The 26,450-nt window shown below is 43.0% G+C and carries 23 protein-coding genes; 19 read left to right on the top strand and 4 right to left on the bottom strand.

Features of this window, described 5'->3' with window-relative positions:
• Positions 1-71: 71 nt before the first annotated feature.
• Positions 72-941, top strand: a complete 870-nt coding sequence (locus tag RCO25_RS09870; RefSeq protein WP_308995980.1) for a DUF421 domain-containing protein — start codon at positions 72-74, stop codon at positions 939-941.
• Position 942: 1 nt separating this feature from the next.
• On the opposite strand, the gene RCO25_RS09865 is transcribed toward RCO25_RS09870, so the two are convergent.
• On the bottom strand, positions 943-1,275 hold the full coding sequence (locus tag RCO25_RS09865) for a winged helix-turn-helix transcriptional regulator (RefSeq protein WP_308995979.1): 333 nt from the start codon (positions 1,273-1,275) through the stop codon (positions 943-945).
• 155 nt (positions 1,276-1,430) lie between these two features.
• Here RCO25_RS09865 and RCO25_RS09860 point away from each other — a divergent pair, with 155 nt between their 5' ends.
• Positions 1,431-2,405: an aldo/keto reductase family protein gene (locus tag RCO25_RS09860; RefSeq protein WP_308995978.1), complete on the top strand. Its 975-nt coding sequence runs from the start codon at positions 1,431-1,433 to the stop codon at positions 2,403-2,405.
• Between the two features lie 78 nt (positions 2,406-2,483).
• Here the strand turns inward: RCO25_RS09860 and RCO25_RS09855 are convergent, their stop codons facing one another.
• Positions 2,484-3,212: a hypothetical protein gene (locus RCO25_RS09855; RefSeq protein WP_308995977.1), complete on the bottom strand. Its 729-nt coding sequence runs from the start codon at positions 3,210-3,212 to the stop codon at positions 2,484-2,486.
• 368 nt (positions 3,213-3,580) lie between these two features.
• Here RCO25_RS09855 and coxB point away from each other — a divergent pair, with 368 nt between their 5' ends.
• The 12 genes from coxB (at position 3,581) to RCO25_RS09795 (ending at position 15,130) form a co-directional block, all read left to right on the top strand.
• Positions 3,581-4,630 carry a cytochrome c oxidase subunit II gene (gene coxB / locus RCO25_RS09850; RefSeq protein WP_308995976.1) on the top strand — a complete coding sequence of 350 codons (1,050 nt, stop codon included), beginning with the start codon at positions 3,581-3,583 and terminating at the stop codon, positions 4,628-4,630.
• Between the two features lie 74 nt (positions 4,631-4,704).
• Complete coding sequence (ctaD, locus tag RCO25_RS09845; RefSeq protein WP_308996069.1) at positions 4,705-6,552, top strand: cytochrome c oxidase subunit I; 1,848 nt, start codon at positions 4,705-4,707, stop codon at positions 6,550-6,552.
• Positions 6,549-7,166, top strand: coding sequence for a cytochrome (ubi)quinol oxidase subunit III (locus RCO25_RS09840; protein ID WP_308995975.1), 618 nt, complete (start codon positions 6,549-6,551; stop codon positions 7,164-7,166). Before ctaD ends, RCO25_RS09840 begins: the two co-directional genes overlap by 4 nt.
• A gap of 3 nt (positions 7,167-7,169) precedes the next feature.
• Positions 7,170-7,487, top strand: coding sequence for a cytochrome C oxidase subunit IV family protein (locus RCO25_RS09835; RefSeq protein WP_308995974.1), 318 nt, complete (start codon positions 7,170-7,172; stop codon positions 7,485-7,487).
• A gap of 91 nt (positions 7,488-7,578) precedes the next feature.
• The gene (gene ctaG, locus RCO25_RS09830; protein ID WP_308995973.1) at positions 7,579-8,475 is read left to right on the top strand and encodes a cytochrome c oxidase assembly factor CtaG; all 897 of its coding nucleotides are present in this window, start codon (positions 7,579-7,581) and stop codon (positions 8,473-8,475) included.
• A gap of 39 nt (positions 8,476-8,514) precedes the next feature.
• Complete coding sequence (locus tag RCO25_RS09825) at positions 8,515-8,976, top strand: DUF420 domain-containing protein (RefSeq protein WP_308995972.1); 462 nt, start codon at positions 8,515-8,517, stop codon at positions 8,974-8,976.
• A gap of 205 nt (positions 8,977-9,181) precedes the next feature.
• Positions 9,182-9,907 (top strand): hypothetical protein, encoded by a 726-nt coding sequence (locus tag RCO25_RS09820; RefSeq protein WP_308995971.1) that lies wholly within the window; start codon positions 9,182-9,184, stop codon positions 9,905-9,907.
• 29 nt (positions 9,908-9,936) lie between these two features.
• A complete protein-coding gene (locus RCO25_RS09815) occupies positions 9,937-10,323 on the top strand; it encodes a GntR family transcriptional regulator (protein WP_308995970.1) in 387 nt (128 codons plus the stop codon).
• Positions 10,324-10,335: 12 nt separating this feature from the next.
• Positions 10,336-11,253 (top strand): ATP-binding cassette domain-containing protein, encoded by a 918-nt coding sequence (locus RCO25_RS09810; protein ID WP_308995969.1) that lies wholly within the window; start codon positions 10,336-10,338, stop codon positions 11,251-11,253.
• An 18-nt stretch (positions 11,254-11,271) separates the two neighbouring features.
• Positions 11,272-12,177, top strand: coding sequence for an ABC transporter ATP-binding protein (locus RCO25_RS09805; protein ID WP_308995968.1), 906 nt, complete (start codon positions 11,272-11,274; stop codon positions 12,175-12,177).
• Positions 12,170-13,477 carry an ABC transporter permease gene (locus RCO25_RS09800; RefSeq protein ID WP_308995967.1) on the top strand — a complete coding sequence of 436 codons (1,308 nt, stop codon included), beginning with the start codon at positions 12,170-12,172 and terminating at the stop codon, positions 13,475-13,477. The genes RCO25_RS09805 and RCO25_RS09800 overlap by 8 nt, the downstream gene beginning before the upstream one ends.
• A gap of 849 nt (positions 13,478-14,326) precedes the next feature.
• Positions 14,327-15,130, top strand: a complete 804-nt coding sequence (locus RCO25_RS09795; protein ID WP_308995966.1) for an acyltransferase domain-containing protein — start codon at positions 14,327-14,329, stop codon at positions 15,128-15,130.
• A 205-nt stretch (positions 15,131-15,335) separates the two neighbouring features.
• Here the strand turns inward: RCO25_RS09795 and RCO25_RS09790 are convergent, their stop codons facing one another.
• Both RCO25_RS09790 and RCO25_RS09785 read right to left on the bottom strand, forming a co-directional pair.
• Entirely contained in the window at positions 15,336-16,898 is a 1,563-nt protein-coding gene (locus tag RCO25_RS09790) for a response regulator (RefSeq protein ID WP_308995965.1), read from the bottom strand.
• Positions 16,891-18,717: a sensor histidine kinase gene (locus RCO25_RS09785; RefSeq protein WP_308995964.1), complete on the bottom strand. Its 1,827-nt coding sequence runs from the start codon at positions 18,715-18,717 to the stop codon at positions 16,891-16,893. Before RCO25_RS09785 ends, RCO25_RS09790 begins: the two co-directional genes overlap by 8 nt.
• Before the next feature lie 89 nt (positions 18,718-18,806).
• Here RCO25_RS09785 and RCO25_RS09780 point away from each other — a divergent pair, with 89 nt between their 5' ends.
• The 5 genes from RCO25_RS09780 (at position 18,807) to RCO25_RS09760 (ending at position 26,408) form a co-directional block, all read left to right on the top strand.
• Positions 18,807-20,105 carry an ABC transporter substrate-binding protein gene (locus RCO25_RS09780; RefSeq protein ID WP_308995963.1) on the top strand — a complete coding sequence of 433 codons (1,299 nt, stop codon included), beginning with the start codon at positions 18,807-18,809 and terminating at the stop codon, positions 20,103-20,105.
• A 72-nt stretch (positions 20,106-20,177) separates the two neighbouring features.
• A complete protein-coding gene (locus RCO25_RS09775) occupies positions 20,178-22,484 on the top strand; it encodes a helix-turn-helix domain-containing protein (RefSeq protein WP_308995962.1) in 2,307 nt (768 codons plus the stop codon).
• Positions 22,485-22,804: 320 nt separating this feature from the next.
• Positions 22,805-23,776 carry an ABC transporter permease gene (locus RCO25_RS09770; RefSeq protein ID WP_308995961.1) on the top strand — a complete coding sequence of 324 codons (972 nt, stop codon included), beginning with the start codon at positions 22,805-22,807 and terminating at the stop codon, positions 23,774-23,776.
• A gap of 20 nt (positions 23,777-23,796) precedes the next feature.
• Entirely contained in the window at positions 23,797-24,711 is a 915-nt protein-coding gene (locus tag RCO25_RS09765) for a carbohydrate ABC transporter permease (RefSeq protein ID WP_308995960.1), read from the top strand.
• Positions 24,712-24,752: 41 nt separating this feature from the next.
• The gene (locus RCO25_RS09760; protein WP_308995959.1) at positions 24,753-26,408 is read left to right on the top strand and encodes an extracellular solute-binding protein; all 1,656 of its coding nucleotides are present in this window, start codon (positions 24,753-24,755) and stop codon (positions 26,406-26,408) included.
• Positions 26,409-26,450 lie beyond the last annotated feature (42 nt).

The following is a 26,450-nucleotide window of genomic DNA, read 5'->3' as shown; positions in this document are numbered from 1 at the left end:
TGCAACAGTTTAATGAAAAACGAATGACTTTAGTCATTCTGGACACTATAGGAACGGAAGGGGGAATAGACATGCCAAGTTGGTTGGAAATTGTCATTCGCACATTGGCTGCTATCGTCATTTTATTTGCGCTGACAAAGGCGCTGGGAAAACGCCAAATATCGCAGCTGTCTCCATTCGAGTACATAACCGGCATATCGATCGGTAATATTGCCGCCTATGTGTCGCTGGATCTCGATAATCTATGGTATTTGGGTATGGTCTCATTAGTGGTGTGGGTTAGTATCTCGGTCGCAATGGAGTTTATTACGATGAAAAGCAAGAAGGTTCGCGATTTCGTGGACGGCAAGGGGACTGTTCTCATTCAAGAGGGTCAAATGCTCAAAAAGAATTTGCATAAGGAACGGCTGACGATAGATGAAGTGCTGGAGCAATTGCGAAAAAAGGATGTTTACCGCGTAGCCGATGTGGAGTTTGCGGTGATGGAAGCGAGTGGTGAGGTTAACGTGCTGCTGAAAAAGGAATATCAGCCCATCACGCCTGATCTTCTTGGCTGGAAGGTGGCAAGCGAGCATGAAGCACAAACCGTCATGATGGATGGAGATATTCAAGATGAGGTATTGGAGAGGTTAGGTCGTAATCGTGACTGGCTGCTGCATGAGCTTAAGACTAGGAACTTAAAAGAGGAGGAAGTCTTTATAGCTCAGATGGACAGTAACGGACAGCTTCTTCTCCAAACGGGTGAAGAGGGCAAGCATCCGCAAAACAGCTCATCAAAGCCGAAGGAGCGCGTTGCCATTCTTATGGAACAGTTTGAGGCGGAGCTGCTCCGCCTTGAACGGTTATCTCGAAATGAGAACGATCGCAGAGTGTATCAGACTGCGCGCGACCGGTTTCAAGCAAGCATAAATTCGCTGCCCGATCGATTGTTAAAGCGTTAAGCTAGTTCCATCTGGCTGACCAAAGCTTCATTTCTTTTAAAATATGATGCAGGTCCTCGCCCTTTGGGGTTAGGGTGTATTCGACTGTGACGGGAACAGTAGGAAAAACCTTGCGTTCGAGCACGCCCTTGTCTTCAAGATGACGGAGCGTGCTTGTTAACGCGCGCGGGCTTACCGCCGGGATGAGCCTCTGAATTTCTCCGAATCGTTTGGTGCCGCAAAATAACTCTCTCAACACAAGAAATGCCCATTTGCCTCCGATGACATCTAATGTCTTCTCGATATTGCATTCAATATGAACGGGCTCTTTCGGGATGTAATTTTGTACGCTCAAAACGTCATACCCCTTTTCGTTTATTACTATCTATGAGTATAGTATATATATTAAAGATAATAAAATGAAAAAACATTCACTACTTACATTAAAACATAAACTGCTATACACTACTACTTGAGAGCGATGGAAAAGCCAAAGAGGAGTGTTATAAGATGAAATATAGAAGACTTGGCAATAGCGGACTTAAAATAAGTGAAATCGGACTTGGAAGCTGGCTGACTTACGGAACAGCAACGGAGACGGAAACGGCTCAAGCTTGTATTCATAAAGCCTATGACCTTGGCATTAATTTTTTCGATACGGCGAATGCTTATAATAATGGAGAAGCAGAAAAGGTAATGGGGGATGCTTTGAAAGCGTATACGCGCAGCAGCTACGTTCTCGCGACAAAAGTATTTTTCCCGATGGGCTCAGGTCCCAATGACCGCGGCTTATCCAGAAAACATATCGTTGAGCAATGTGAAGCCAGCTTAAAACGTCTTGGCACCGATTACATTGATCTCTATCAATGCCATCGCTATGATTCGGATACACCGACGGAAGAAACACTTAGGGCGCTCGATGATTTGACCGCGCAAGGGAAAGTACTCTACACGGGTATCAGCGAATGGAGCGCGCAGCAAATTACGGATGCGGCTCAGACAAGCAAAAGGCTTGGTCTTCGTCCGCTCGTATCTAACCAACCGATCTACAATATGTTTGAGCGATATATCGAGCAAGGAGTTGTTCAAGCATGCGAGCAGGAAGGCCTCGGACAGGTAGTGTTTTCACCGCTCGCACAAGGCGTTTTGACCGGTAAATACAAGCCGGGACAAGCCATTCCGTCAGACAGCCGCGCGGCAAACAATAAAACCAACGGCGTTATTAACAGCTATTTGCGTGAAGACGTGCTGCAGGTGGCTGAGAAGCTCGAGCAGCTGGCAGCAAGCATTGGAGCATCATTGTCGCAATTTGCATTGGCGTGGGTGCTGCGTCAGCCAAATATCAGCTCCGCAATTATAGGATCCAGCCGTCCGGCTCAAGTGGAAGAGAATGTGAAGGCTGTTGATATTGTGCTTACGGATGATTTGCTCGCACAAACCGAGGCGATCTTAGCGGAAGTAAAAGGCTTCGCGCCCATGCGTTAATTCTAAATAATGTAAGACAGCCAAAAAGGCTCTTCACCGGAAGAGCCTTTTTGCTATATATAATAGAAGCGATTTTTTTTATTGATCCATTTGAGACTCGGAAGGGCTGTTGGTGCCTGGCTGTGTGATGGGAGGAGGCATTTCTTTGCCGCCGGCAAAATGATATTTCACCACAGTATTGAATTGATCTATCCAAGGCATAAGCGAGCGTCCGCCCCAAGCTTCTTTGGCAAAATCATTAAAGTAGTTCACGAATTCCATGTTAGCCGAGATGTGGACCTCTTGGACGGCAGGCGCAAGTTCACGAACTTTAAGCGCTACCGTTTGTTTCAGTTCATCGGACAAGTCATTAATATCGTTCACGGAAAAATAGGAATTGTAAGGCGAGACTAGAGCGCGGCTGTTCCCGTAAGGGCTGCCGGTATCATGGTTATAGACGCCTTCGTTGGTACCGGTATTGTCCTGCTCGCTTCTTCCGCCTGAATTTCGTGTGCCCACCGCTGTCCAATCCAGCATTAGACCGACATACGCGTTTTTGTCCGTAAGCATAACGATAGCGGATGCAATGCCATTCAAATCCGTTACCCTGCGAGAAATGGCGGAGCTGTATTCGAAAAAGGAGTTATCATGCTGATGCGGATTAGTGGACAACGGGCCGTAGGATTTGCTGCCCAGCATCTTCGGATCGTTAGCCTGGCGGCTTCCGTAATCGGTATCGCTTCTCTGGGCGAGTTCTTCATAATTGCAGCCTGCTGCTGCCGTAAGCACTATCGCTGAAAGCAGCAGCGCAGCTATTCGTTTAACCATATAGTGAGGACCCCCATTCATACGATAATGGCTTTAGTTTTTGCCTTGGGAGCTTAAATATACGTTTAAGCGGGTATACATAATTGACCATGGGTTTGGTGCACAATGTAGGATAGAGAGAATGCCATGATGATAGGCATAACGTAACGAAAATGTAAGCGGAAAAACGTTGTAATGATGCGTTTTTGACAGCTTTGAGAACAATTTGTGAACTCTCTGTGGAACATTGACAAATAGGGTCTTCAACTTTATATTTAATAAAGTGATTTAAGTTGCAGGAGTTGTAATAACATCTGTGAAACACGCAGCCAGCCGCATGCCACGTGAAAATTAGGCAGCTGCGAAAACGTCAAAAGTGGGGTTGATTAATGATGAAACGGTGGCGATTTGTAAAACGGCTTGCGCCGCTTATGGCCATGATGGTATTGGTGCTGACGGCTTGCGGGCGGAGCGATTTGTCGACGCTGAATCCCCAGGGACCTGTAGCGGAAGAGCAATTCGGACTGATGAAACTGGCAATTGGAATCATGTTAATCGTGATTGTTGCCGTATTTGCGATCTCTTTGTATGTAATTATTCGTTTTCGCAGACGTCAGGGAGACAAAACTATTCCTAAGCAAGTAGAAGGAAACCATAAGCTGGAGATTATTTGGACAGTAATTCCAATTATCATGCTTATCATTTTGGGTGTTCCAACCGTACAATCCGTATTTAACTTAGCTAAAGATTATAGCAAAGATCCGGAAGCGGTTCAGGTCATTGTTACTTCGCATCAATACTGGTGGGAATTTGAATATCCTGAATACGGAATCAAAACAGCCCAGGAGCTAATTATTCCAAAAGGTAAAACCATTTCGGTTCAAGCGAAATCCGCTGACGTGCTTCACTCGTTCTGGATTCCATCGCTTGCAGGTAAAATCGATACAAATCCTGGTGCGAACGTAAATGCGATGTACTTCTCGGCTCCAAAAGAAGGCGTTTACCTAGGTAAATGCGCCGAGTTATGCGGACCTTCACACGGATTGATGGACTTTAAGGTCAAATCAGTGGACGAGTCTTCATTTGATCGCTGGGTTGCAGCGCTTCAAGAGCCAGTAGCTCTGCCAAGCGACCCGGCAATTGCAAAAGCATTCGAGAGCAAATGTTTATCTTGCCACGCAGTGGGAGATCTTGGCGGACCGGCATACCCTAACTTAACTGGTATCGGAAGCCGTGAGACTGTCGGAGGTATACTTGTTAACACCGATGATCCGCAATATGCCAATGAAGGTTCAGTATACGACAACCTGCACCGTTGGATCGAAAATCCGGATGAGATTAAACCGGGTAACCAAATGGGCAAAATTGATCTAACTGAACAAGAACTTGAAGGTATTGCTAAATATTTATCAGAACTGAAGCTTAACTACGAACAATAATTTATCGGTGATTGAAGGAGGTACCTACTTTGGCTCATGCGCATACGCATACGGTCAAACGTTACAGCGGTCTGATGGACTGGCTGACAACGGTTGATCATAAGAAAATTGGAATATTGTATATGATCGCTGGCGGTTTTTTCTTCCTTGTCGGCGGTTTGGAAGCCATTTTGATACGGGTTCAATTGTGGAAGCCGCTAAATAACTTTGTTAGCGCGGATACATACAACGAGCTGCTTACGATGCACGGAACGACAATGATCTTCCTCGCCGCGATGCCGCTGTTGTTCGCGCTTATGAATGCGGTCGTTCCGCTTCAAATCGGCGCACGTGACGTAGCCTTTCCTTTCGTTAACTCATTAGGCTTCTGGACTTTCTTGTTCGGCGGCGTTTTGCTTAATGTCAGCTGGTTTACAGGCGGAGCTCCGGATGCAGGCTGGACGTCTTACGCACCGCTTGCAAGCACGACTTACAGCGGAGACCATGGTGTCGATTATTATGTTTTAGGCTTGCAAATAGCAGGTATCGGTACACTGATCGGCGGTATCAACTTCCTGGTTACGATTATTAACATGCGTGCTCCAGGCATGACGTTCATGCGGATGCCAATGTTTACATGGACAGCGTTCATTACTTCAGCGCTTATCCTGTTCGCATTCCCTGCTTTGGCAGTTGGTCTTGCGGCGCTTATGTTTGACAGATTGTTTGATGCTAATTTCTTTGATCCTTCCGGTGGCGGTAACGCAGTCCTCTGGGAGCATATTTTCTGGATATTCGGGCATCCTGAGGTTTATATCCTCATCCTGCCGGCCTTCGGCGTTATTTCCGAGGTAATAAGTACGTTTTCCCGCAAGCGGTTGTTCGGTTACAGTTCGATGGTTTTCGCTACAATCCTGATCGGTTTCTTAGGTTTCATGGTTTGGGCGCATCACATGTTCACCGTTGGTCTAGGACCGGTTGCGAACGCGCTGTTCTCGATTGCAACGATGCTTATCGCAGTTCCGACAGGTATTAAAATTTTCAACTGGTTGTTCACGATGTGGGGCGGCTCGATCAAATTCACAACAGCGAATTTGTTTGCAGTCGGATTTGTCCCAACCTTCGTAATGGGCGGCGTTACTGGCGTTATGCTTGCAGCAGCACCAGCCGACTTCCAGTATCATGATTCTTACTTTGTCGTAGCGCATTTCCACTACGTTATCGTAGGCGGATTGATTCTCGGTATTTTCTCGGGCCTTCACTACTGGTGGCCAAAAATGTTTGGACGCGTGCTTAATGAAACGCTTGGTAAGCTAACATTCTGGACATTCTTTATCGGCTTCCATTTAACATTCTTCATTCAGCATTTCCTTGGTTTGCTCGGTATGCCGCGTCGTATTTGGACATATCTAGACGGCCTCGGCTTTAATGAAATGAACATGATCAGTACAGTGGGCGCTTTCTTGATGGGCTTTGGTACAATCTTCTTCTTGCTGAATGTTGTCGTTACGGCTTTCAAGCCGCAAGACGCGCCAGCAGATCCTTGGGAAGACGGCCGTACGCTGGAGTGGACGATTCCATCTCCGCCTCCTGAGTACAACTTTGCTCAAACGCCGCTTGTACGCGGATATGATGCATACTGGAAAGAAAAAACGGATGGTCACAAGGGCATGACGCCTGCAGAGCCAATTGGTCCTATCCATATGCCATCTCCTTCAATCCTGCCTTTGTTTATGGGACTTGGATTGTTCATCGCAGGTTTAGGCTTTATGTATGCTCATGATTGGGGTAACTTGTTCGGTTCATTCAAAACAGGCTACGCCGTTGGTATTGTTGGTTTGCTTATCTTGTTCGGCTGCATGTTCCTTCGTTCTGCAATCGACGATCATGGCTTCCACATTGAAGAAGAAGAAATCCTTAGAGATTTGGGGGGGAAAGCATGAGTGCGCATTCGCATGTAGAGGGGCAATTGCCTCATGAGCCCGAAAAGGCGACCCTCGAGGGACGCAATAAAGTATTAGGCTTTTGGCTTTTCCTAGGTGGCGAGACGGTATTGTTCGGAACGTTGTTCTCCGCGTTCCTTGCACTTCGCCATCAAGTTTTAGATGGTCCTCCAGCACATGAGCTGTTCCAGCTTCCGCTCGTCGCGCTAGCGACCGCGCTATTGTTGACGTCAAGCTTAACCAGCGTTTTCGCGGTTCATGCTTTGCACACGAATAGAGTGAAGGCGCTAATTAACTGGCTGATTATTACCGTTGTTCTAGGCGCTGGGTTTCTTGCTCTTGAGATCTACGAGTTCTACCACTATGTACATGAAGGCCATGGTTTTACGACAAGCGCATTCAGCTCATCATTTTATACGCTTGTAGGCTTCCACGGCGCGCACGTTGCATTTGGTATTGCATGGATTACGTTGATCATTATCCAATTGGCAAGAAAAGGTTTGACTGTCGTTACCGCACCGAAGGTATATGTAGCCGGTATGTACTGGCACTTTATCGACGTTGTATGGGTATTCATTTTCACCGTCGTTTACTTGATGGGAAAGGTGGTTTAATCCATGGCAAGCAATCATACAGCCACAGAGGAAAGCCCCAAGCGTCATAAGGTCGAAGGACCTAAGAAGCATATCATCGCGTTTCTATTTTCGATCCTGCTTACGTTTATCGCATTCGCGACCGTAATCAGCGGAGAAATCAATAAAGACTTTATCTACATTATTTTAGTCGGCTTAGCAGTTTTGCAAGTATTCGTTCAGATGGCATTCTGGATGCACATGAAGGATCGTGGTCATACATTCGCTATCATCGGAATTTTGACTGGTGTTTTCATCGTATTCACATGCGTCATCATGGCTGAATATTGGGCTTGGTGGTAAGACGTCTGTTATTGGAAGAGAGGAGGGTCCCGAGGCTTGGGTCCCTCCTCTTTTGTAAAAAAGGCTAGCGTAATTGAAAGGAGATTCCACGATGCTTGGCTTACAATATTTTCGTTTCGAAGAATTGTGGACCCCCATGTTTTTGTTCGGGATGGCTGCAATAGTCATTCTATATTTCTATTTGATTGGTCCATGGCGTGAGAAGCATGCTCCGCAGGCTCCTGCTGCGACAGCAAAACAAAAAACGATGTTTGTTTCGGCAGCGATTATGTTTTATTTGGTGCATGGCGGGCCTTTTAATCTATTAGGTCATCTGATGTTTACGTTTCATATGATCAATATGTCGGTGTCGTACTTGATTGTGCCGCCGCTTGTGCTGCTTGGCATTCCAAGTTTCCTATGGAAAATGACGTTTTCAGCTCCTTTTTGGAAAAAGCTGAGCTTTATGATGCATCCGGTTATGTGTCTCGTTCTGTTTAATGTGTTGTTTTCTGTTTACCATATCCCTATTGTCCATGACTATGTGATGACGCACTTTGCGGTGCATCGTCTTTATTATTTTATTTTGCTGATTACGTCCTTTATGATGTGGTGGCAAATCGCAGTTCCCGTGCCGGGGTGGGCCAAGCTGACGGATCTGAAGAGGATGGCCTACGTTTTTGCAAACGGGATGCTGTTGACGCCCGCGTGCGCATTGATTATTTTTGCCAAAAGCTCTATGTATGCGATATATAGTGATCCGAACGTTTGGGTGACTGCTATGGGCTATTGCGTATCGGGTGATCCGTCAAGGCTGCTAGAGAGCTTCAGCGGACCGCAATTTTTTAATATAATGAATGTCGTTGAGGACCAGCAGCTTGGCGGTATTGTGATGAAGCTCGCACAGGAGTTGATGTACGGAATCATCCTCGGCTATATTTTCAAGCAATGGTTCAAACGTGAACATACCGAAGATGATTTGCCGAATACGAATACCGGTACGGCTTAATCCGTACTAATCATTTTGTTAACTATAGGTGGGGTAACGTTGAACAGTTATAATATTATGCCGACAATAAGTACCTTCTTCATCGTACTGAGTGCGGTCTTGGTAGCCGTAGGCTGGAGACTGGCCATTAAACGCAGGCTGGAGGAGCATCAGAAGATGATGTTCTATGCCGCGGTCTCCGCAACGATCTTCTTTATCGTCTATGTATCGCGTACGATATTCGTAGGCAATACATCATGGGGCGGACCGGATGAATTGAAGCCTTACTATCTTGTCTTCTTGTTATTTCATATCGTGCTGGCTACAGTTGCGGCCGTTTTCGGCATTACAACGCTCACGCTGGGCTATAAGAAGAAATTTGTAAAGCATCGCAAGTGGGGGAAGGTAACCTCGCTGATCTGGTTTGTAACGGCAATCACCGGTACAATGGTCTATATTTTGTTGTACCTGATGTATCCGGGCGGTCATACTAAGCCGGTAATCGATGCTATTTTCGGCTAACCAATATTCAATGCACACAGCGAAAACCATGCTAACGAAAGAGATGACTCTTTTGACTGCATGGTTTTTTTGTGTTTAAGGAGAGACCATCCAATATTTCACAATAAAATTTATGGGAATAGTTGACAACTGTGTATACAGTGAATATACTGTGTATAAGGATATATACAGTATGAAGAGTGAAGGTTCGAAAGGAGCAAATGCCGTGGGTTTATGGAAGGGTGCTTGGTATTTAGCAAAGCATGAGCTGGCTAAGGATCGATGGAAAAGTCTTTATACGTTAGCGTTTATTGGTTATTTATTGCTATTCACGGTTCCGTTATTAAATGATGTGGTTGATGGGGAAGACAAAAATATGATTAGCTGGGCGACGGACTTTATCTATTTAACGATTCTGCCTTGTCTAGGTTTTGTAATCAATCAAACGATGATGCGTTCATGGAAAGAAAATTCATACACAAGAAAGATGGCCCAGTGGAGAACGCTGCCTATCTCCTCGAGACAAATTGCGCTCGGACGAATCATTCAGTTAGCGGTTGTATTGTTTTGCGCCCTGCTTCTCTTCTTTATCTTACAGTTCCTTCTTGTACGAAATATGGGTGCAGACCTATCAATCGGGCATTTTGCGTTGTATGCACTATTCTGGTACGGTTACTCCCTAACGATGGCGATTGGATATGTATACTGGGAAGTAGGTCACTCCGGAAAAATATACTTCTTTTTTAATTTGGCCTATATCGTCGTGTTACTCGCGATTTCAGCTAGCTTAGCTATTTTCAAGGTTGGAAATATTGTAGTTACGTCATTTGAAGCGATTGAGAACGGCTTCTGGTGGATATCGTTAGCCGCTATCGCTGTAAGCGCTGTGGCAGTATTCGTCGGGGTTAATCGAATAGAGAATCGGTTAGAGAGTCGCACCTACAGAGCATAGATATTCGGGAATGGAAGAAGGTGAAGGCCATGCGGCTGCCGATACAAATCAATGAACAAAGCGCAGAACCGCTGTATCATCAAATCGAAGTGCAGCTGCGCGCTTTAATCGTCAGCGGCCAGCTTGCGGAAGGGATGCTGCTGCCGTCGATACGCGAGCTTGCTCAGACGGTCAAATGCAGTGTCATCACAGTTAAGCGAGTGTATAACGATTTGGAAGCAGAGGGCCTGCTGCGGACGCGGCAAGGAACGGGGACATACGTCGCCCAGGTTGGAGAACAGGAGCGCGACCGGCATCGGCTTTCTGCCGTAATTGAAGCGCTTGAACAAGCGGTCGTTGCCGGAAAAAGGGTACAGTGCACGGAGGAAGAGCTGGAGACGATGTTTAAGGAAGCGATGAATAAGCATTTTGACTAAAGGAGAGTACGCATGATAGATGAGACGATGGCGATTCAATTAGACGGAGTTGTGCAGAATCGTGCGAATTTCAAGCTGGGTCCGCTGCATATGCGCATTCCAAAAGGGTACATCACAGCGATTGTTGGCCCGAACGGCTGCGGCAAGAGCTCAACGTTCCGATTAATGCTTGATTTGGATAAGGCGGACGAAGGGAAAATCGAGCTGCTTGGTCACCGTGTAGAGCAAGGCATCGATACGGAGCTGAAGAAAAAAATAGGTTATTTGCATGATCAGTCCTCCTCGCACGAGGACAATATGAAGGGGACAGCAAAGGCTGAGTTTCATCGTTTCTGGTACGACAACTGGGACGTGAATCGCTATCGGGAGCTGCTTCATATTCTTGAAGTCGATGATAACCAGCTGCTGGGCAAAATGTCGAAGGGCATGCGCCGCAAATTCGAATTTGCTTTAACGATGGCACATGGGCCGGAGCTGCTTTTGCTGGATGAGCCTTCTTCCGGACTCGACCCGCTTGCTTGGAAGACGATGATTGAAGTGCTGCACCGATATATGGATCGCGGAGATCGTACGATTCTCATGACCTCTCATATTATTGAAGAAGTGAAAAGGCTTGCCGATTTCATCGTATTTATGGCTGGGGGACGTGTGCTTGGCATGTACGAGAAGGATGAGCTGTTCAGCAGCTGGTTTACTTTATTCGTAAGCGGCTCCGACCTGTCACCGAAGAAGGCGGCTGCCATGCCAGGCCAATGCGGAGTAGAGCATGCCGGAGCGACAACGTACCGTATCACAACGAATAAAGCCGCAGCCGCAGAAGAATGGTGCGCTGGCGAGGGGTATCGAATCATAAGCAGGCAATCGCTAGAGCTGGACGAAATTATGAGTGCGTTACTCATGCAGGACCGTTTGAGCACAAGAAGTAATTAATCGAGGGGGATGAGTGAATTGAATCCATTAAAAGTAGAGAAAGTCTTTAAGCAATACGGGGATAAAACGGCCGTTAACGGCATCAGCTTTGAGGTAAGCGAGGGAGAGATTTACGGCTTGCTCGGCGCCAACGGCGCAGGAAAAACAACAACGATGAGAATGGTGCTTGGTCTGATCTACCCGGACGAAGGAAACATTTTATATCACGGCAAGGCCTACAGTCACAATCAGCTTAGCAATCTTGGTTATTTGCCAGAAGAAAGAGGCTTGTATCCGAAGGTGCGCGTCTGCGACCAGCTTATCTATTTGGCCCAGCTGCGCGGCATGTCGAAGAAGGATGCGGAGCAAAGCTTGAAGAAATGGCTGGACCGCTTCGAGGTTCCGGAGTATTACAGCAAGAAGGTCGAAGAGCTTTCCAAAGGTAATCAGCAAAAAATTCAATTTATCGCAAGCGTAATCCACTCTCCTAAAATCGTCATTCTCGATGAAGCGTTCAGCGGACTGGATCCGGTAAACGTTGAGCTGCTTAAATCGACGGTTAAGGAGCTGCGTGATTCTGGCACGAGTATCCTATTCTCTACCCATCGCATGGAGCATGTAGAGGAGCTGTGCCGAAATATTACGATTTTGCATCGCTCTAACGTCGTGCTGAAAGGGAATTTGAAGGAAATCAAAAAACAATTCCCGAAAGAACGCGTTATTTTGAACACGGAGAAAGAAGTTACGGGCTTGGAACGGATTGCAGGCGTTACGAGCGTTAACCGGCATGAATACGGCTATGAGGTCGGCATTGCGAATGAAGCGTCAGGCGGCGAAATTTTGCGCCGAGCTTTGGAGCAAACGACGATTACCAAATTCGAGATCAAGGAACCGACGTTAAATGAAATCTTTATTAAAACAGTAGGCGGTGATAGCCATGAATAAGTTTTGGACAGTAGTAGGTTTTACGCTGAGAAATAAATTCAGAGGCAAAGCATTCCTGATTACGACGATCATTATTGCGGTTATTATGTCTATCGCTATTAATCTACCTTATATTTTCTCGCAGTTCGGCAGTGGAGACAAAGTTACGAAAATCGGATATATCCAGATGCAGCAAGCAGAAGATACAGCCACAGGCGATCAGCTTAAAGCGTATTTCGAAATGCAGGAGAAGCCGGGCGTAGAGCTTATCCCTTACGAGGATAAAGGGTCGGAGGCTGAGAATGAAAAGCAGCTGAAGCAAGCTATTACGGATAAAGACGTGAAAGGGTACTTAGCCTTTGGCCAAATGACCGACAGCGGTTTTCCGGCAGTCACGTATAAATCCGAGAAGCTGCTTGCATTCGATCTAACCAGCTCGATTCAAAACGGTCTTCAAGCGATTCGTCAGGCTACCGTATTGCAGGATGCAGGCTTAACGGATGCACAGATGGCCTTGCTGAACGCACCGATTGAAATCGCGTCGGTTCAAATTTCCGCCACGGAAGGCGCAGGCAACGTAGGCGAAGGCAAGACACCGGAAGAGCAAGCCGTGAATATGGGACTCGTTTATTTCATCGTCGTTCTTCTGTTTATGGCCATTATGATTACGGGACAATTGATTGCATCGGAAATTACAGCAGAGAAAAGCTCGCGGGTCATGGAGCTGCTCATTACGAGCGTTTCGCCGCTGAAGCAAATGTTCGGTAAAATCGTCGGCATGTTTTTGGTGGGACTCATTCAAATTACGATTTACGTGATCGTGATCATCGTGAACATCAGCTTGCCGCATAATAACAAAATGTTGGATCAATACAATATCGATTTAACTCAAATTGATCCGATGCTGCTTCTCTATGCTATCTTGTTCTACTTGACGGGTTATTTCTTGTACGCAACGTTATTCGCTGCGGTTGGATCGATTGTCAGCCGTACGGAGGACCTGGGCCAAGCGGTGCTTCCCATCACCATGCTGTCGCTGGCCGGCTTCTATATTTCGATATTCAGCATTTCAAGCCCGGACAGCGTTCTCGTGAAGGTAGCTTCCTTCATTCCGTTCTTCTCGACATTCGTCATGCTGCTCCGCCTTGGATTGTCCGATCCGCCGGTGTGGCAGCTATGGGCATCGATCGGTATCCTGCTGGTCACCATTTACATTGCGGTATGGGTATCGGCGAAAATATACCGTACGGGCGTATTGATGTACGGCAAGCGTCCTAGCTTTAAGGAGCTGCGCAAGGCGATGAAGGCTTATAAGGTTTAGGGGTTGGATAGGGATGTTGTTGTTGTAGACTTGGTTTAATAATGGCGGTAGTTTGATAGTATTATGAAGGTAAAATGAACGACAATTTATCCTAGAGACTTTAATATTACTGAGTATTGGGAACACAACTAGAGTGTAAAAACATTTTTCAAGTTGTGATGTCCCGATGCATGAATTTGTTAAGGGTTTGCTTACAGGGATGTCGGTGACGCTTAGCTTATACTCATTAATGATCTTCGGTCAAGGAAATAAAGAAGCTTGCTATAGGGATGGGAAAAAACCAGTCATCTTAGATGGCTGGTCAGGCTGTTGACAAAACCCGTTTTCGGGGCTTTGTTGTGTAGTTGGTGTAGTGAAAAGAATGAATTGAGGTATAAAACTTAAGAAGATCGCCTTATCCTACCTGCTTGGACAGGTGGTTGGCGATCTTCTTTACGTTCTGGACGAAGGCGGTCAAATGTCCTATTTTTGTAGTCCAAATATAGCCCAAACTTTATTTACATACTAATATGCTGTCTTGTCTGAAGTCCATTTGGCAACAAGCCATTCAATTACGTATTTCAATTGTACGTGCTACCATATAGATTTGAGGTAGGGGAATCCCCTGCAATTGGTCGAGAATAGAGAGAGGATGGCGGGTAGCATTACAAAGATTGGGACTAAGTTCAGAATTGCATTTTTTGTATTTTTATGAGGCGTTACTTTCGTAATTCAGGATTAATCCTGCACAATTGCAGAATTCTTTCCCATTGTTCTATTCTTAGGTTAAACATGTATTTATAGCTGGGTGGGGTGAAAGATGTGGTATAATATACCTATTCTTACAATCACCAGAAGGAGACCGGCAAAATGAACTTGGATCAATTGTGCGAAGGTATTCAGTTGGATGAGGGCGCCCGTCAGACGATCAATCGGATTCATATCAATGATAAAAGCTATAATCAACGAAAAAAGCAGTTTATTAGCGATAGGCTTGCCTTCTTTGACTGCGTGAAGCAAACGCTGTCTTACCGCGAGACGTTCTTGGCCCTATTCGCAAGATTTGCGGTGGATGCCTATGAAGAATATAGGGCCCGAGGCATATCGGACGATATTTATTACGACACATTCTCCGATCTGCAAATATGGAGCAAGAAATGTTACCTGGATTTCGGCGTCTATGGCATCGAAGAATACGGGTGGCTGCAGGAGCACGTTCAACTACGGTTATTTCGGCTAGGCCGGCTGCAATTCCAGCCTATAGCGTTGGATCAAGACGTGAAGACGGAAGGAAGAAAGTTCGGCAAGGGAGAACTGGCGCTCAACGTTCATATCCCGGAAGGCGGACCGCTGGATGGGCAAAGCGTGGAGCGATCGTTCGAGATGGCGAAAGCGTTCTTCCGGGGCAATCCTTCAATCTTCGTATGCCAGTCGTGGCTGCTCTATCCGCAGCTTAGCGAAGTGTTGCCGCCGACTTCAAACATCCTGAAGTTCCAGAAGAACTTCGTCGTCTATGAAGTGGACCGCGATGCAAAGCAAGCGGAGGAACGGATATTCAACCGCGTGTGCGAAGACCCTTCGCTTTATGAAGAGCGAACGTCATTGCAGCAAAGCGCAAAGGCCTATCTGATGGCCGGTAATCAGCTGGGGAACGGATATGGAATAATATTCTAATAGTGAGAGAGACCGCGAGCCGTTTGACCGTTTCTGTACGGGCAGCGGCTCTTTTCATTCAAGGAATTACGAGACGTTTACAGCTGGGTTCATTCAGCAAACATTCAAATACCGTTCATTGCGCGTGCTTCATCCGGTAGCTTTCGATTATATTGGGTATATTACAATCGGTGTTTACACAAGCCATAGTTGGTCAACTCTACTGTCAATGAGCATCTTTATATTGCTTAGGCGAAAGCCCCGTATGCTTTTTGAAAAAATGTGAGAAATATGTGTTATCGTCAATGCCAATGGCTTCGGCAATTTCTTGAATCTTCATATTGCTGTTAATGAGATAGCTCTTGGCTTTCTCAATTTTTTTTAGGTGAATCGTGTTCATGATGGTGTCGCCTGTTTTCTCTTTAAACATTCGGCTTAAGTAGCTGCTGTTCACATTAATATGAGTTGCTATTTCATTGAGTGTAATATTGCGTTCAAAGTTAGCGTTAATGTAATTAAGCGCTTCCAGGATGATATTGTTTTTTCCACGCGTTGCCTCATAGATCAGATCACAGGTTTTGGTTACGATTTGTTTAAGCCTATCTGCATATTCACTGAAAAAACGACTTTCAACGATGGTATTGGCATGGCCTGCAAGATCACTGGCATTCACATTCGCTGTGCTGGTACTTGTGGCACTGTAAGCAGAGATGAACTTTTTGCAATTGCTTTCTATGATAAGTCCGGTATATTTAATATCTTTTTCGCTGAAGGAGTGCAATTGTTGAATAAGAAGAAGCTGTTCAAGGTATTGCAAGGCGGTTTTGGTTAAGCCCTTTTCTATTTCTTGGATGATTTTTTCTACGAACTGATCGTTTTGTGCGGAGTAGAGAGGCGCTGCAGGATCAAGTGAACTATAGGAATAAATCTTGCTTGTTTCATTAAGAAACCGATCAGTGATCGCTGATGCAGCCTGCTGATAAGTTTCATAAAGCTTTAAGATAGAATGGCTGCTAAGACTAACACCAATATAAACACTGTAATTATTGAAGTTTTCAATAGTGATCAGTACTTCCTGACAGATAGAAATAATTCGCTGGGTGTTATCTGAAACCAGCCCATTAACGACGACGCACAGCATTTCCCTACTAAGTGGAATAACATAAGTGGAATATTCGTTGAAAGCTATTTTGAAGAAATTGCTTATTTTCATATAGAGCTGTGATTTATGCAGGTCCTCTTCTTCAATTGAATCTAATTTAATGGCTAGCACAACGTATTTTTCTAGGTTGATCTTATATTTTTCCGATAAGCTCAGCATTTCTTCATGATTAAAAAGCGAGCTGTCCAGAATAGATTTAAGCAAATTAGTTTTCAGCAAATCAAGATTAACCGCATTACTTTCCGAACGCTCACGCTCAATGAGCACCTTCGCTTTCTCTATAGCCTCAATTATACCCTCAAGCGCACCTGTTTTGGTCACATATTCAACAACACCATATTTAATGGCTGATTTGGCATAAGAGAAATCAGCATAGGCTGTAAGCAGGATAAATTTGGTTTTTATTTGATTCTCCCAAATATATTGCGCCGCTTCAATTCCGTCTACTCGCGGCATCTTCACGTCACTAATAATAATATCTGGCTGATATACATTTAGATTATCGAGAAGATCACGACCGTCAACCGCTGCATAGGTTAATTCACAACCGATATCATGCCAGTTGATCAAATGGATAAACCCCTTACGAACCATCGGTTCATCATCGGCAATCATAACTTTATACATTGTTCTCTTCCTCCATTTTCGGGTCTTTACGATCGAATGGAATTTGAATTGTTGCCGTAGTTCCTTCATCTTTTTTGGTGTATATATGAATTCCATAATCTTGACCGTAGAAATATTGAATGATTTTGTAGGCGTTATTAAGCCCTACATGGTTATGTCCCTTTTTATGATCGACGGTTTTAAATGGAAGCTCTACTTTACCCTCCATATTTTGAAAGCCAATCCCGTTATCTTTGACATCGATAAATAAACGATCGTTCTTAGCATGAATATATACTTCAACAAAGCCTTCTCCCGGCTTAGGCTCAATGCCATGCATAACTGCATTCTCCACTAAAAATTGAATGGCAAGCTTAGGCACGTATAACTCTAATAAGTTCTCATCTTCAAAAATAATACGGTAGGTTAGCTTATCTTCGAAACGATAGCTTTGTAAATACAAGTAAAATTCAACGTAAATAAGCTCTTCCTTAATCTTTACTTTTTCCTTGCCTGTGCGAAAAATACTGGCTTGTATAAGTCCGGCAAACGAGCTAATCATGCGGCTTACTTCATCATTGTTGTCCATTTTGGCTTTCAAGGAGATCGTATTCAGCACATTAAACATGAAATGTGGATTGACCTGTGTTTGTAGAAATTTGAGTTCAGATTCTTTAATGATCAGTTGCTTCTTATATACATCTTGGATTAAATAGTTGATTCTATCCATCATCGTGTTGAACACTTCGCTCACATGGGCGAACTCACGACTTTTAAATTCAGGCATTTTAATTTCAAATCTGCCCTTGCTTACGAGTCTCATGCTAGAGGCGACTTCCTTCAGCGGCCTTGTTATCCGGTTAATGAAAAATATCGTAAATAGGATCACAAGGACGATTATGAGAATAAAAACATAAACATAAGCCTTGATTGAATTAAACAGCAAGGTAGAAAGCTGGTTGCTGGGAATAGCAATCACACTGTTGAAATCCATATTCATTCTTTCGGTGTAGACGAGATATTCCTTAGTTCCAATCATTTTCTCATAGGCGTCCTGCTGGTAAGTGTATATAATCTGCCGCTCTTCATCAGGCGAAACCTTATCAGAATGATTCGATAAAATAAGTTCGCCCTGGCCATCGAACATGAACCAGAAGGAGTCGTTATAGTTACCTATATCTTGCATAATTTCATGCACGCTGCTTTGATTGATGACGAAAATAATCGTTCCAATAGATTGCATTGAATCGGAATAGAGGGGGAATAGGAGATGGATATGGTCCTCCTCTATGACGAAGCTAACTTCTTTCGTACTTTGAAAGAATTCCTTGTACATTGCAGTATATTTTTTGTCAAATTCCTTCATAAGCGACTTTAGAGGCTGGTAATAAAAGGCGTTAAAGGCTACTCCGTTGTTATCGAACAGATATATTTTATCCAAAAAAGGCTGCTCCAGTTTGACTGTATTTTTATCTGAGTATAGATTGGCAGACAGCTCGAATTGAGTTTCTACCTGCGCATAGAGATCATTGTCAGCTGTACCTATTGTGACCGCCTCGCCGGCTTTGCCCGCTGCATTGGTTAAGTAATCCGTAATAACAGCATTGTTCCTAAAGCGCAGCAGCGTGTCCTCCAAAAGCTCCGTTTTACTCTGAAAATTAGTATTGGTTTGCTTGAGGAAGAAAACGGTATCATTGCGAATGTAGTCAGTCAATACATTGAAAATCAGGGTAATTAAAAGAAAAGTGCATAATATGAGTGGAATGAGAGTTGTCGCAATGTCAAATAAAATGATTTTGGACCGAAGAGACTGCTTCTTATTCATTTGATCAGTAGACAAAACATTCAACTCCAATCAAACGAGGCTATTGTCAAGTATAATAAATAGATGATAGCATGAAAGATAACGGTGAGGGAAGGTGTGTTCGTTTGAAGCTGTGGAAGATAGCTTTGAGAATGGGGCTTTGGAGCTTGGCATTCATCATGGCGATGAGTTTGGCGGCATGCAGTAGTACACCAGAGAGAGAAGTTATTGAGATCACGCTTATGCATGGCTATGGCGGCTCATCTCTTGATCATGTGAATATGCGGAAAATATATGAGGATTTTTCATTGGAAAACCCAGATGTTAAAGTGATTTTAGATTCATCACCTGATCTTCCCATTATTATTAATAAGGCAAATGATAAACTGGCTGCGGGCAGAATGCCGGATATTATATCTACAAACGGTGAGAGCCGCTTTCTTAGCAACGCGATCATTAGAGGAAAGGCCTTGAATCTTAAGCCATATATAGATGCGGATGAAGAATTTAGAAATGATATTCACCCGTCGATTCTGAAAGCATGGATGAAGGACGACGCTATCTACACGCTGCCCAATGTGCTCGAAATTATAGGCTATTGGTACAATGAAGAGATTCTGAGGGAAGCGGGTGTTACCACCGACGGTACACCATACACAGAAGTGAAGCTTCCGGCTGCATGGGAAGAGTTTTGGGAAGCATGCGATAAGATTGTAAATTGGGCGGAAGAACAGCAGAATGGTGTAAAGCCGCTCATGATGGGGAGTGATCAAAGCTTGAACTTTCTTGGCGCTAGAATTGCGGGAGAGAATAAAGCGGGAACGGAATTTATGAAAAAAAGAACGATTGATTTCAATACACCTGAGTTTATCAAGGCGATGGATGCACTGCGCAAAGCTTATTCCTATAGCGACCACTCGCTAGTTAGTCGAAATGACATTTTTCAGCAGTTCAAAAGCTCTAAGTTGGCTTTTTTCTTTAGCGGAGTGTGGGAAAGCAATGATTTAGCCCAATCCAAAAATCATGAACAGATCAAGTATGCTGCTTTCCCTGGATATGACGGCTTAAAGGTTTCTTATGAATCGCCATCGTCAGGCTATGTGATTGGCAACACAGGAGATCCAAAGAAGATTGAGGCTAGCGTGAGGTTTCTCAAATATTTGCTGAGCGATGAGGTTCAGAAGCGAATGGTGGAGGAGACGTATCAAGCGCCTTCCAACCCTCATATCGATCTGAACTGGATTAAGCAGGTGTCGCCTATGCTAGGAATGGCGCTGAGTGTTGCAAGAGAATCTGAGATTCATATATGGACACTGGAATCCTTGTGGGATGAGAAGGCAATAGAGATGCTCAAAAATAATCTAAATCGTGTTATTAATAAAACGATGTCGCCACTTGAGTTATCAGACCTCCTGCATCGTTGACGCTAGAACTTTTCACTATCCGGATAGCATGTTAGAATTGAGAAAAGTTCTGGTGGAGGAGCAAACTACGAGATGCTTAATTATCTCCAAAAAATGCACATTTTCAGACGGTTTCTATTATCGTATATTTTGATTCTCGTGATCCCTTTAATCGCAAGTTTTATCGTATATCAAGTGAGTCTTAATAAAATCGTAGATCATGCAACGACAAGCAGTACAAAATTGTTGAAAGAAATGATATCCGCGATCGATCAGAAAAATATAGAAATCGAACAGTTCATTTATCAGTTGCATTTTAATCAGGATATCAGGCAATTAATGCATCGAAAATCTGCTAGCGATACGCTTGTTGCTTATGATATATACAAGGTTCGTGAAAGTCTTGAACAGCTGGTGCATACAAACACGCTTCTCAGCAGATTTTATATTTATTTTAATCAAATTGATACGATTATAACTCCTAGATCTGCTTATGTACGTCCGGAAGATTTTTTCAATAATTATACTTATGATGAAATGAGTTTTGAGGAATGGAACACCAATATTAATCAGCATTTTTACTCGAGTATGTACATTCCCGCTGCAAACGTAACTATGGAACGGGGAACCAATACGGTGAAAGAATCGGTTATTACCTATGTACAATCGTTGCCTTTAAATAATTCATTATCGTCAAAGGCAAATGTTGTCTTAATGATTAATGAAAGCGAATTCACTTCGTTATTAAGCCCGATTTCGGCTCAATATAACGGGTTTACGTATGTATATAATCAAGAAGGGGATATTCTCTTTAGTGATGATTCAACTGAAAATACGGCTATACGTAAGGATTCCTCCGGAAAACCTTTTGTTGATGTGGAAAATGGGCAATTTATGTATATAGAATTAAAATCCGAACATAATGATTGGACCTATGTAGCGGCAATTTCTAAGGACAAGCTGTTGGCAGATGTTAATCATATCAAAACGATCAGCATGATAACCGCTTTAATCTCTATTTTGGCAGGACTTTGTATTGCGTTTGTTTTCTCGTTTAATAACAGCATTCCATTAAGTCGTCTATTACGTATTATCCCGCTTTCAGAAACGAAAAAAATAAAAAACCCTTATGAATTTTTACATAGTAATGTTGAGGATATGATTTCCAAAAATACCGATCTAAAAAATCAAATTCAGCAACAACAACCGATCCTGCAAGATTCTGTGTTGCGCTCTGTCGTTATGGGAGAAAGAACATCTATGAGGGATGCAGGTGTTCTGCTGGAGCAGGCCGATATCCGATTGAAAGGCGATATTGGATATGTTGGTATTATTCAAGTTATTCATTTCTCTAGCGAACTTGATAAGGAAATGTTGGATGAAATCAATGTTGCACGTCTGATGATCCAAAATGAAGTGAAGAAAAAGTTTCATGAATATATTTATCTCTTTCATTATGATGTGAATCAAATTATTTTTCTTCTAACCTATTCCGAAAATGACCTTATCCATGATGAGAAAATTGAGAAGGAGCTTAATTTATTCATAAATCTATTAAAAGATAAGTATAGTTTACAGGTTACTATAGGAATGAGCCAACAATTTCAAGGAATCAGGGGAATTTCGAAAGCATATGAAGAAGTGAAATCCAGTCTACCGTTTATACTATCCATGGATCAGCAAGCGACTTTGTATAGATATACGAACAAACCGGTAGAGCAAATGAATGTTTATTATTATCCGATCGAATTAGAGATCAGACTCATTAATTCTGTTATGAACGGTGAAGAAACAGAGGTCATAGAATCATTTAATAAAATGCATGACGAAAATGTTGTAAAAAGAAGGTTAACCCAGCAAAATGGCAGCCAACTAATTGGCGCATTACATGAGACAATGATTCGAATCTTATCAAAGAATACGGGAAATAATCATATCATCATGGAAGATATTCAAGACAGGCTGGAAAGAGTGATGGGTAAGAATAGCATCTTTAGTAAAGACTTTGACCAAATAAAGTGGATGATGATCGATATTGCTCGAAGGATACAAAAACAAAAGCTTGCCGGAAACCAGGTGCTGATATTAAAAATAAAAGAATATATCAAGCAGAACTTTCATGACCCGGATTTAACCCTGTACCAATTATCTGATGCAGTCGGTTATCCGGAAAAAGGAATTCCGATCATTTTTAAAAATAATATCGGAGTTAACATTTCTGATTATATTGAGGAAATTCGAATGAACTATGCAAAATTAAAACTCACGCAATCGAATGATTCGATTGAAGATATTGCTATTGCTTCCGGATATAATAGCAGCCATTCATTCAGAAGGGCGTTTAAACGGATTACTGGTTTATCCCCTACAGAGTATCGAACGGTTATTGAGAACTCATGAAGTGAATCTATAAGAGATTCCAAGAAACATCATTATTAGGGTCCTCCTGCGTTTGTAGGGGGATTTTTAAATTCATTGAACAAGCCAAAGGCTATTATTATCCTTTCTACAGCAGGTTTAATTAAATGTACCCTTCTGATTTATTGTACGGTTATAGGTGCTGGACATATAAAACCCCTTGATAATAAAGGAGTTGCTTGGTGTAACCTGCAAATGAATTGTCCCTTTTCGTATTTCCGCAATCATCATATGATAGCGCTATCATCACAGAATATCACCCTAGAGTTTGTTCGGAAATTTGATAATGAAAGGGGAATGAAATGGAACTGAGAGGAGTCAAACAACCGGGGATTCAACAGACAAGCAAAAAAAAGGTGAGTGCGGAAAAATATTCAGCTGCAAAAAAAATCAAAAGGCATTGGCAACTCTATTTATTAGCGATCGTTCCTTTAGCATTTTTAATTACCTTCAAGTATGTACCAATGGCCGGAATCGTCATTGCCTTTAAGGACTACAGCGTCACAAAGGGGATCATGGGAAGTGATTGGGTAGGTTTACGCTACTTTAGCTACTTTTTTGAAAGCCCGAACTTTTCCCTGTTGATGAAGAATACGCTTGGCTTGAGTCTTTATGGGCTGATCATCGGATTTCTCTGTCCAATCATTTTGGCACTAGCATTAAATGAAGTAGGTAATGCCCGCTTCAAGAAGCTAATACAAACCGTTACCTACGCACCGTTTTTTATCTCGACGGTCATTATGGTATCGATTATTATCTTATTCCTATCTCCAAATGCAGGATTAGTTAATAATATTCTCGAGTTGTTTGGCATCGGGCAGATTAATTTTATGGGTATACCGGCATACTTTAAATCGATTTATGTATGGTCTGACGTGTGGCAAAATACTGGTTACGCTGCAATCATTTATTTAGCGGCATTGGCTGGAATTGATCCAACCTTGTACGAAGCTGCAAAGATAGATGGTGCCAGTCGTTTGCAGAAAATCACTTATGTAGACCTTCCCGGGATTACGCCGATTATTGTGGTACTTCTTGTGTTAAGCATTGGCAACATCATGTCGCTAGGTTTTGAAAAAATTTATTTGATGCAAAATGATTTAAACACAAGTTCAAGTGAAGTGATTGCCACATACGTTTATAAAATCGGATTACTAGGAGCAAATTATAGTTTTGCAGCGGCTGTTGGTTTGTTTAATTCCGCTGTGAACTTTATTTTGATCATAACGGCTAATACGATTTCAAAACGATTTTCGTCTTCAAGTTTATGGTAAGGAATGTAAGGAGGAGGACAATGAACGGGAAGCCATTCACACAAGGTACGAATAAAACGAGAATAAGAGAATCAGCGGTTGACCGATTGTTTCTCGGAGGTATTTATTTCTTTCTATGTCTGATCTTAGTTTCTGTGTTATACCCGCTTATCTATATTGTAAGCGCCTCCCTTAGTGACCCGTCGGCGGTAACTTCCGGTCAAGTATGGCTGTTTCCGGTTAATCCTACGTTAGAAGGGTATACGACCGTGTTTAAAAACCCGCAAATTATTCAAGGGTTTTCCAACTCGCTTTTCTATGCGGTTGTCGGAACGCTGATCAGTGTAAGCATTACGGTTATGCTCGCCTATCCGCTTTCAAGACGAACCTTTTACGGCAGAAGCATCATCATCATTTTGCTTGTATTCACCATGATATTTGATGGCGGCTTAATTCCAACTTATCTCGTCGTAAAAAATCTTCATTTCATCGATACTATTTGGGCACTACTGCTGCCTTCGGCATTAGCGGTGTTTCAGGTTATTATTGCTCGAAGCTTCTTCCAGACAACGATCCCGGATGAATTAGCTGAAGCGAGTGAAATTGATGGTTGCAGTGATTTCCGTTTTTTTTGGAGCATCGTGTTGCCGCTTTCTAAACCGATTCTTGCTGTTTTAGTTCTGATGTATGCGGTTGCAAAATGGAATATGTATTTTGATGCATTGATTTATCTGAAGTCCGAACAACTATATCCGTTACAGCTTATCCTGCGAAGTGTATTGATATTGAACGCGGATCCAAACGGTGATGTTATGCAATTATTAAAAGCACAAGGATTAAGGGAATTAATGAAATACTCTCTTATAGTTATTTCCAGCTTACCGGTCCTTATCATCTATCCGTTTGTGCAGAAGTACTTTGTGAAGGGTGTATTAATTGGCTCATTAAAGGGGTAACAAACAGGTGACAACAATTTATAAATGAAAGGGATAAAAATATGAAAAAACTAAAGATGCTAAGTATTATGTTATTCATCATTGCTTTATTATCGGCTTGTGTGCCTTCGAAGGATGAACCGTCCACAAGTAAGGAAAGCGGAAACACTGGTGCAGGCGGTCCGATCCCAGTGACGATTTTCACACCCAAGCTGTCATGGGATGGTGAATTCAGAGCCGACGTCAATGAATTTACAAAACATGTGGAGGAAAAATTCAATATTAAAATTACGTGGGAGTTTGCTCCCCAGGATGTAGCGAAGGAAAAACAACAATTATCTCTCGCCAGCGGAGACTATCCGGATGCATATTTTGCAGTTACATGGCTAGATGGGTTTTCGAAAATAGATGTACAGAAGTATGGAAAAGAAGGCGTATTTCTCCCGTTAAATGATCTAATTGATGAATACGCGCCAAATATTAAAAAGGCAATGGGGGAAATCGAATATTTGGAAGACGGGATAACAGCGCCTGATGGCAATATTTACGCCTTGGCATCTATCAACGAATGCTACCACTGTTCAAGGTATGGTAAAATGTGGATGGATACGGAGTGGCTAGAAAAACTAGGTTTAAAGATGCCTACAACGACAGAAGAGTTTAAAAATGTGTTACGCGCATTTAAAAATGATGATCCCAATGGAAATGGAGCAAAAGATGAAATTCCATTAAGCGGAGAAACTAGCGAAATAGGAAACAGTCCGACCATTTTCCTGATGAATGCCTTTATCCACAATAACGGAAAGGATTTTATTAACGTAGAAAACGGGAAGCTTGATTTGGCGGCCATGAAACCGGAATGGAAAGAAGGATTGAAGTATATTCGCTCCTTATATGAAGAAGGATTAATAGACACAGGTACTTTCACTCAAAATATGGAAGCCCTCAAGCAGATGGGGACACGTGAGGGGGATTCCATCCTTGGTGCTTCAGCAGCAACTCATTTGGCTGTCTTCATGGATTTGGCTCATGAAAAATCGGGAGCGTTCGATGTTGTACCACCGTTAAAAGGGCCGAATGGCGTTCAATTAACGACTGCTAATTACGGAGCTGTAGATACACTTACATTTGCGATTACTGAAAAAGCGAAAGGCGAAAAGGCAGAAGCTTTAATTAAACTGGCAGACTATTTATATAGCGAGGAAGGAACGATGTTCGCAGCCAGAGGAAAAGAAGGCGTTAACTGGAGAAAAGGTGAATCAGGGGATATTGACTTAACCGGCAAACAAGCGAAATATGCGATGATTCCAGCTGATCCAAAAGAAGAAGAGAAGGAGGAAGCAGAAAAAAGGTATTACGCTTGGGGAGAAAGAGGCCCGAATATGTTAACGAGAGAATTGAGAGATTCGATTGCAGCGCCAGAAGATGAGTTTTCACCTGAAGGCTATGAAAGAAGACTTTTCAACGCAACTTTAAAATATGATGGATTTGAGCCGGAAGATATATTCATCGCTAAAGGAGCTTGGATTGATCCTGCAGAGGCAGAAGAAGTCTCGCTCTTGCAGATTAATATCAATAAATATATTAATGAAAACACAGTACAATTTATTACAGGCGCAAAAGACATCGAAAAAGAATGGGAAAGTTACTTGAACGGTTTTGAAAAGCTGAATGTCAACCGTTATCTGGAAATCTATCAAAACACATATAATCAATAATACCTTATAGAATCTATAAATAGGGCTTAATATGGAACGTGT

The sequence above is a fragment of the Paenibacillus sp. LHD-38 genome (assembly GCF_031157315.1).
In the GTDB taxonomy this organism is placed as follows: Bacteria; Bacillota; Bacilli; order Paenibacillales; family Paenibacillaceae; genus Pristimantibacillus.
This window is presented reverse-complemented; position numbering and strand designations above follow the sequence as displayed.